Source organism: Actinotalea ferrariae (genome assembly GCF_019733465.1).
In the GTDB taxonomy this organism is placed as follows: Bacteria; Actinomycetota; Actinomycetes; order Actinomycetales; family Cellulomonadaceae; genus Actinotalea; species Actinotalea ferrariae_A.
In genome coordinates, this window is sequence record NZ_JACVQL010000173.1 from 1 (window position 1) to 6,880 (window position 6,880).

A 6,880-nucleotide genomic window follows, 5' to 3' on the forward strand; every position below is an offset into this window, starting at 1 on the left:
CCCCGCTGCTGGTGGCGGCCGTCTGGTCGGCGCTCGCGGTGGCGACCGTCGAGGGGCTCGCCGTGCTCGCGCCCGCGTGGGCCCTCGTGCTCGCGGCCGCCGCGGTGCGCGCCGCCTACCGGCCGCCGCCCAAGCACCGGCAGGTGGTCGTGTCCTCGCCCATGGGCGGGGTGCCGCCGACGACGGGCATGACGCAGGGGGTCGACGTCGCGCTCGCCGGGACGCTGCCGACGGCGCTCGCGCTGTACGTGGGCGAGGCCGGCCCCACGCTGGTCCTGGTGCAGCACGGGCTCGCGCTCGCGCTCGTCGCGTCCCTGGTCGCGGCGTCCGGGCGACGTCCGAGGCGCTGACGTCCCGGCGTCCCCGGCGCTGACTCCCCGGCGTCCGCGGCGCTGACGTCCCTGACACCGTCGGCCGACGCCAGCACGGACGCTCTGCGTGGATGTTCCGTCCCGGTCCGCGTGACGGAGCTTCCACGACCGTGCCGCTCCAGCTGCGCGCGGATCCGGGTCCCCACCCTGGACGGCGGCCTCCGTAAGGCGTAACTTACCGTTTGTGCCCACTTACGGAGCGGCCCTCGAGGCGCTCGCCGACCCGACCCGTCGGGCGGTCTTCGAGCGCGTCGCCGAGCGGCCACGGCCGGTGGGAGAGCTCGCCGCGGGCATGCCCGTGAGCCGGCCCGCCGTCTCGCAGCACCTGCGCGCCCTCAAGGACGCGGGGCTGGTGCGGGACCGGGCAGTGGGCACGCGACGCATCTACGAGGTCGACCCGGACGGCATCGCCGCCGTCCGCGCCTACCTCGACCGGTTCTGGACCGACACGTTGCAGTCCTTCGCCGCCGCGGCGGAGGCCGACCAGGAGGAACGCCCATGAGCACCGTCGAGCCGATCGTGAAGACCATCACCGTCCGGGTCCCGCAGGAGCGGGCGTTCGAGGTCTTCACCGCGGAGATGACCCGCTGGTGGAACCGCGAGTACAGCATCGGCGCGACCACGCTCGAGTCCGTCGTCCTCGAGCCGCACGAGGGCGGGCGCTGGTTCGAGCGCGACGTCGAGGGCGGCGAGTGCGACTGGGGCCGCGTCCTCGCGTGGGAGCCGCCGGCGCGGGTCGTCCTGACGTGGCAGGTCTCCGCCACGTGGACCTACGACCCGGCGCTCGCCACCGAGCTCGAGATCCGGTTCACCCCTGTGGGCGACGACGCCACGGAGGTGCGGCTCGAGCACCGGGGCCTCGAGCAGTACGGCGAGGCCGCGGCCGAGATGCGCGCGGCGCTCGACGACCCGACCGGCTGGGCCGGCCTGCTCGAGCGGCTCGCGGGCGCGACGGTGCCGGCCTGACGCACGGCGGTCAGCGGGGCGGCGCTCCAGGTCGTGCGGCGCACGTGACGGGTGGGACGGCTGTGGCCCGTGATGCCGCCGCCGAGGCGACACCAGCCACTCGCGTCCCGTGCGCCGCACATCCTGGGCTGCCCGCGACGCTCAACAGGGTCAGGCGGAGGTCAGCGGGGCCAGGCGGCGGTCAGCGGGGCCAGGCGGCGGCGACCGCCTCGAGGCTCGCGATCCGGCGTGCCCGGTCGATCGACGGCGTGACGAGCACGAGCTCGTCCACCTCGGCGCGCTCTTGCAGCCCGCGCAGGCGCGCGACGACGTCGTCGGCGGGACCCGTCACCATCCGCTGGTCCGGCTCCTCGACCAGGCGGCGCGAGCGGAACGCGCTCGAGGCGGCGTACTCCCGCACGTCCTCGGGCCGCAGCGGCTCGCGGATGCCGCGCGCCAGGTTCTGCATGGTCAGGGACCAGCCGGCCTCGAACTCGAGCACCGCGTCGGCGTCGTCGCTCGCGAAGGCGAGGACCGACATGGCCGACCACGGCTCCGCACCGTCCGGCCCGGGGCGGAAGTCGCGGCGGTAGTCGCGCAGCGCCCCGATGGCGAGCTCGGGGCTCATGTGGTGCGCGAAGACGGTGCGCAGGCCGTTGATCGCCGCGAACTGCGGGCCGTACGGGCTCGAGCCCAGGACGAACACCGGCGGCACCTCGTCGACGACGGGCGCCGCGACGAGCTTGCGGTAGGGGTGCCCCTCGGGGAAGCCGTCGCCGAGGAACGCGAGCAGCTCGGCCACCTGGCCGGGGAAGTCGGAGCCGACGTCGACCTGCAGGCCGCGGCGCAGCACGTGAGCGGTGAGGGGGTCGGTCCCCGGCGCGCGCCCGAGGCCGAGGTCCACGCGCCCCGGGTAGAGGCCGAGGAGCGTGCGGAACGTCTCCGCGACCTTGAACGGCGCGTGGTTGGGAAGCATGATCCCGGCCGCGCCGACCCGGATCGACGTCGTGCGCGCGGCGACGGCGGCCACGAGGATCTCGGGCGCGCTGCACGCGAGGCTGTGCATGTTGTGGTGCTCGGAGACCCAGTAGCGCCGCAGCCCGGCGGCCTCGACGGCCTGCGCGACGCCGATCGCGCCCTCGAGCGCGTCGTGCGCGCTCTCGCCGTGCTCGATGCCGACGAAGTCGAGGACGCCGACGGGGATCGTCGCGTCGCCCGCCGGGTGGGTGGGCGACTCAGGCGACGCGGGCGACGCCGGGTCGGTGGGGACGGCCGGGTCGGTGGGAACGGCGGGCGTCTCGGGCGTGCGGTCGGCGGGCTCGGGCGTCGGGGTGCTCACGTGGGGCCAACCGCGGACGGCCCGCCAGGTGTTCCCGCGGCCCGCCGCGCGCTCTCCGCGGCCCACGGCGCGCTCCCCGCCCGCGGACACCGCCCGCCCGGCGGGACCGTCGTTCGCGGAGGGCGGACGACGTCGAGCCCGCGGACCGCCGACGGTGTCGGTGCCCGCTGCTAGCGTCCGAGAGCAGGCCGAGGAGCCGACGCGAGGAGCGCCATGACCGCCACCGCACCGCCCAGCGCGACGGCGTCGCGCCCAGGAGGACGCCGACCCGAGCTGGCTGTGCGCCCCGTGCGCCCTGCCCGCCCCGAGCCGTTGTTCCGGCACCTCGTCGGACACATCCTCCGCGCCCACCGCGAGGCGCAGGGGCGCACGCTGCGCGACGTGGCGCGCGACGCCCGCGTCTCGGTCGCGTACCTGTCGGAGATCGAGCGCGGGCGCAAGGAGGCGTCGTCCGAGGTGCTCATGGCGGTGTGCCGCGCGCTCGGCATGGGGCTGGTGGACCTGCTCGGCGAGGCGCACGGCGCGCTCGTCGGCGCCTCGAGGCCCGTCGTCGTCGACCTCGCCGCCCGCCCGGCCGGAGACGACCGCGCCGCGCACGCCCTCGCACCGAGCACCGGTGCGAGCGCGGTGCTCCGGGCAGCCTGACCCGGGCTTCCTGACCCCGGGCTGCCCGACTCCGGGCCACCCGACCCCGGCCACCCGACTCCGGGCCACCCAACTCGGGGCCACCCGACTCCGGCCCCCTGACTCCGGGCGCCCCCGAGGGTCAGGCAGGCGGCCCCTCCGGACCGCCCGGCGCGGCGTCGTCGGACGGGCCCGCGGCGCGGCGGGTCCCCGCGAGGTTCCCGCCGATCGACATGCCGAGGAAGACGATGCCGAGCACGAGGAACGCGATGCCCCAGCCCTGGCGCAGCTGCGACACACCGATGACGAAGAACACGAGGCCGATCGGCAGGTAGGCGGTCGCGGCAGACGTCCCCGGGTCCTCGGCTGGTCCGCTCGCGGCCGGCGGCGTCGCGTCGCTCATCGTGCACCCCTTCGTCGCGCCCGGCCGTCCCGGGCCCTGCTCCCCACGCTACGAGCCGCCGTCGGGCGAGGCACCCCGCCCCGCGGCGGAGCCGACCTCCCTCGCGCGACGGAGGTTCAGCGCTTCATCGTGCCGACGACCGCGTCGACCAGGCCGTACGCGACGGCCTCGTGCGCCGTGAAGATGCGGTCGCGGTCGGTGTCGGCGCGCAGCTTCTCGACGTCGTGGCCGGTGTGCCGGGAGAGCACCTGCTCGACCTCGGCGCGCAGCCGCAGCACCTCGCGCGCCTGGATCTCGAGGTCTGCCGCGGTGCCCTCGCCGCCGCCCGACGGCTGGTGCAGCAGCACGCGCGAGTGCTCGAGCGCGAACCGCTTGCCGGCCGTGCCCGCGGCGAGCAGGACCGCCGCAGCCGACGCCGCCTGACCCATGCAGTAGGTCGCGACGTCCGGCCGCACGAACTGCATCGTGTCGTAGATCGCCATGAGCGCCGTGAGCGAGCCGCCCGGTGAGTTGATGTACACGTTGATGTCGGCGTCCGGGTCCTCGGACTGCAGGTGCAGCAGCTGCGCGATGACGACGTTCGCGACGCCGTCGTCGATCTCCGTGCCGAGGAAGACGATCCGCTCGGACAGCAGGCGGCTGAACACGTCCGAGGTGCGCTCACCCGTGGGCCGGCGCTCCACGACGTACGGGATCGTGTAGGCAGTCGTCACAGCCCCACCTTCCGCAGCGCGCCGCCCGGGCGGACGGCGTCGAGGTCGACGACGACGCGGTCGACGAACCCGTAGTCGCGCGCCTCCTCGGCGGTGAACCACCGGTCCCGGTCGCTGTCGCGCTCGATCGTCGCGACGTCCTGGCCGGTGTGCTCCGCGATGAGCGCCTGCATGGTGCGCTTGGTGTGCGCCATGTTCTGGGCCTGGATCGCGATGTCGACCGCCGTGCCGCCGAGCCCGCCCGAGGGCTGGTGCATGAGCACGCGCGCGTGCTTCAGGATGAACCGCTTCCCGGGTGTGCCGGCGCTGAGCAGGAACTGGGCGGCGCTCGCGGCGAGGCCCATGGCGAGCGTCGCGACGTCGTTGGGGATCAGCCGCATCGTGTCGTGCACGGCGAGCGCCGCGCTCACGGAGCCGCCGGGCGAGTTGATGTAGAGGGCGATGTCACGCCGGGGGTCCTCGGCCGAGAGCAGCAGCAGCTGCGCGCAGATCCGGTTGGCGATCTCGTCGTCGACGGCGCGGCCGAGGACCACGATGCGCTGGTGCTGGAGGCGGGCGGCGAGCTGGTCGTCGAAGCCGCCCGCGGGCGGCGGCTCGACCTGGGCCGTGGGCGGGGACGCCGCGCCCGAGGGCGCTGCGATCAGGTGGTGCACGGTGACCTCCGGGGCCGTCGGTGTGCGGACCACCTCACCGTCGCAGCCGTCGGGGCCCCCGCGAGCCCGCGTCTGCCCGCGGCGGATCTGCCGACGGCAGACGTCGGCGGCTCAGCGCGGCCGCGACCGCGTGTCGTCGTGGATCCGCTGCTCGGGCTCCAGGCTCGTCACCGTGGTCAGCAGGAAGGCCGAGTCCTCGAGCGCGACGACGCCGTGCCGCTCGTGCGTGAGCCGTGCCAGCTGACCGGCCGCGATCTCGTCCTGGTCGAGCCCGGTGACGCGGACACGGCCGGCCAGCACGAAGACGCTCGCGGCGTGCGGCGCGTTGTGCTCACCGAGCTCGGAGCCGCCGGTGAGCGCGATGACCGTCTGGCGCAGCACGCCGTCGTGCAGCACGAGCTCGGCGCTGCGGCCGTGGGGCGACTCGTGCGCGGCCGCGAGGTGCGTCCGCGTGAGCTCGGCGAGGTCGGGGAGAGCGGTCACGTGGGCCACGGCGGTTCCTCCAGGGTCGTCCGGGTCCCCATCGTCCCGCCCGGAGGCCGCCGCGGCCAGCGCGACCGGCCGGTGACCGGGCGATGGCGCGTCGGCGCAGCGCTCCGGTCGTGCGATCGGCGCGCGCGGGTGACGCTGGTGCGATGTTCCTCTTCTTCGGCACGCGTCAGCGCCGCAAGGCCCTGGGCACGGGGTGGTTCCACTGCCCCTACTGCTACGAGCAGCGCCAGTACGAGCAGGTGGAGACCCGCACGTGGTTCCACCTCTTCTGGGTCCCGCTGTTCCCCCTCGGCTCGGCCCAGGAGTCGGTGCGGTGCACGGTCTGCGGCGGCCAGTGGGCCCCCGCCGTCCTCGGCAGCCACCCCGCGGCGTGACGGCCGGCGGCGCGGCCCCGGCGGTCCTGTGGCTCCGGCGGGACCTGCGCCTGCACGACCTGCCCGCGCTCGGCGCCGCGCACGACGCCGCGGGCTCGGTGCTGCCGGTGTTCGTGCTGGACCCCGCGCTCCTCGGGTCCGCGGGCGCGGTGCGGCGCGCGTGCCTCGCCGACGCCCTGCGCGGGGTCGCCGACTCCTACGACGGCGCGCTCGTCGTACGGTCCGGCCGGCCCGAGGCGGTGCTCCCCGCGCTCGCGGCCGAGGTGGGCGCGACGACCGTCCACGTGAGCGCCGAGCCCTCGCCCTACGGACGCCGCCGTGACGCGCGCGTCGCCGCCGCGCTCGAGGCGGCCGGCGTCCGCCTCGTCGCGACCGGCAGCCCGTACGCGGTCACGCCCGGCCGAGTGCTCAAGGACGACGGCGACCCGTACCGCGTCTACACGCCCTTCGCCCGCGCGTGGCGGCGGCACGGCTGGCGCGCGCCCGCGGCGACGCCGCGCGTCCGCTGGTACCGCGGTCCGGCGTCGGAGCCGCTGCCGAGCACCGAGGCCGACGTCGCCCTGCCCGGCGTCGCCCTGCCCGCGGTCACGGAGGCCGCCGCCCGCGAGCGGTGGCGCGCCTTCCTCGCCGCGGCGCTCGAGGACTACGGGGACGCGCGCGACCTGCCCGCCGTCGACGGGACCTCGCAGCTCTCGGTCCACCTGAAGTACGGGACCGTGCACCCGCGCACGCTGCTCGCGGAGGTCGCGGCGCACCCCGCGGCGGGGTCGCCCGGCGCCGCGGCGTTCGTCTCGGAGCTCGCGTGGCGCGAGTTCTACGCGGACGTCCTGTGGCACCGCCCGGACGCGGCATGGGCCGACCTCCGCCCGCTGCCGATCGCGTACGCACCGCTGCCGTGGCCCGACGGCGAGTCGTCGCGCCCGGGAGCGCGCGGCCCGGCCCGCGGTGCCGAGGCAGGTGCCGGAG

Annotated in this window: 10 protein-coding genes and 1 pseudogene; 6 read left to right on the plus strand and 5 right to left on the minus strand. The window is 76.2% G+C overall.

Annotated elements, in window-relative coordinates:
• The 3 genes and pseudogenes from ICW40_RS13820 to ICW40_RS13830 form a co-directional block, all read left to right on the plus strand.
• Positions 1-350: pseudogene (locus ICW40_RS13820) on the plus strand (DUF6297 family protein); the annotation flags it as partial.
• Between the two features lie 205 nt (positions 351-555).
• A complete protein-coding gene (locus ICW40_RS13825) occupies positions 556-873 on the plus strand; it encodes an ArsR/SmtB family transcription factor (RefSeq protein WP_221654601.1) in 318 nt (105 codons plus the stop codon).
• The gene (locus ICW40_RS13830; RefSeq protein ID WP_221654602.1) at positions 870-1,337 is read left to right on the plus strand and encodes an SRPBCC family protein; all 468 of its coding nucleotides are present in this window, start codon (positions 870-872) and stop codon (positions 1,335-1,337) included. Before ICW40_RS13825 ends, ICW40_RS13830 begins: the two co-directional genes overlap by 4 nt.
• Before the next feature lie 181 nt (positions 1,338-1,518).
• Here ICW40_RS13830 and ICW40_RS13835 read toward each other — a convergent pair whose 3' ends face one another.
• Positions 1,519-2,655 carry an LLM class flavin-dependent oxidoreductase gene (locus ICW40_RS13835; protein WP_221654603.1) on the minus strand — a complete coding sequence of 379 codons (1,137 nt, stop codon included), beginning with the start codon at positions 2,653-2,655 and terminating at the stop codon, positions 1,519-1,521.
• 213 nt (positions 2,656-2,868) lie between these two features.
• Between ICW40_RS13835 and ICW40_RS13840 the strand changes: the two genes are divergently transcribed.
• Positions 2,869-3,300, plus strand: a complete 432-nt coding sequence (locus tag ICW40_RS13840) for a helix-turn-helix domain-containing protein (RefSeq protein WP_221654604.1) — start codon at positions 2,869-2,871, stop codon at positions 3,298-3,300.
• A gap of 121 nt (positions 3,301-3,421) precedes the next feature.
• On the opposite strand, the gene ICW40_RS13845 is transcribed toward ICW40_RS13840, so the two are convergent.
• From ICW40_RS13845 to ICW40_RS13860, 4 genes are all read right to left on the minus strand, one after another.
• Positions 3,422-3,682, minus strand: a complete 261-nt coding sequence (locus ICW40_RS13845) for a hypothetical protein (protein WP_221654605.1) — start codon at positions 3,680-3,682, stop codon at positions 3,422-3,424.
• Between the two features lie 116 nt (positions 3,683-3,798).
• On the minus strand, positions 3,799-4,395 hold the full coding sequence (locus ICW40_RS13850; RefSeq protein WP_221654606.1) for a ClpP family protease: 597 nt from the start codon (positions 4,393-4,395) through the stop codon (positions 3,799-3,801).
• A complete protein-coding gene (locus ICW40_RS13855) occupies positions 4,392-5,039 on the minus strand; it encodes a ClpP family protease (protein WP_260459214.1) in 648 nt (215 codons plus the stop codon). Before ICW40_RS13855 ends, ICW40_RS13850 begins: the two co-directional genes overlap by 4 nt.
• A 120-nt stretch (positions 5,040-5,159) precedes the next feature.
• Positions 5,160-5,540: a cupin gene (locus ICW40_RS13860; RefSeq protein WP_308121803.1), complete on the minus strand. Its 381-nt coding sequence runs from the start codon at positions 5,538-5,540 to the stop codon at positions 5,160-5,162.
• 143 nt (positions 5,541-5,683) lie between these two features.
• Here ICW40_RS13860 and ICW40_RS13865 point away from each other — a divergent pair, with 143 nt between their 5' ends.
• Together ICW40_RS13865 and ICW40_RS13870 are read left to right on the plus strand one after the other, a co-directional pair.
• Positions 5,684-5,914, plus strand: coding sequence for a zinc-ribbon domain-containing protein (locus tag ICW40_RS13865; protein WP_221654607.1), 231 nt, complete (start codon positions 5,684-5,686; stop codon positions 5,912-5,914).
• On the plus strand, positions 5,911-6,880 hold a 970-nt coding region (locus tag ICW40_RS13870; protein WP_221654608.1), incomplete at its 3' end, for a deoxyribodipyrimidine photo-lyase. The genes ICW40_RS13865 and ICW40_RS13870, both read left to right, overlap by 4 nt.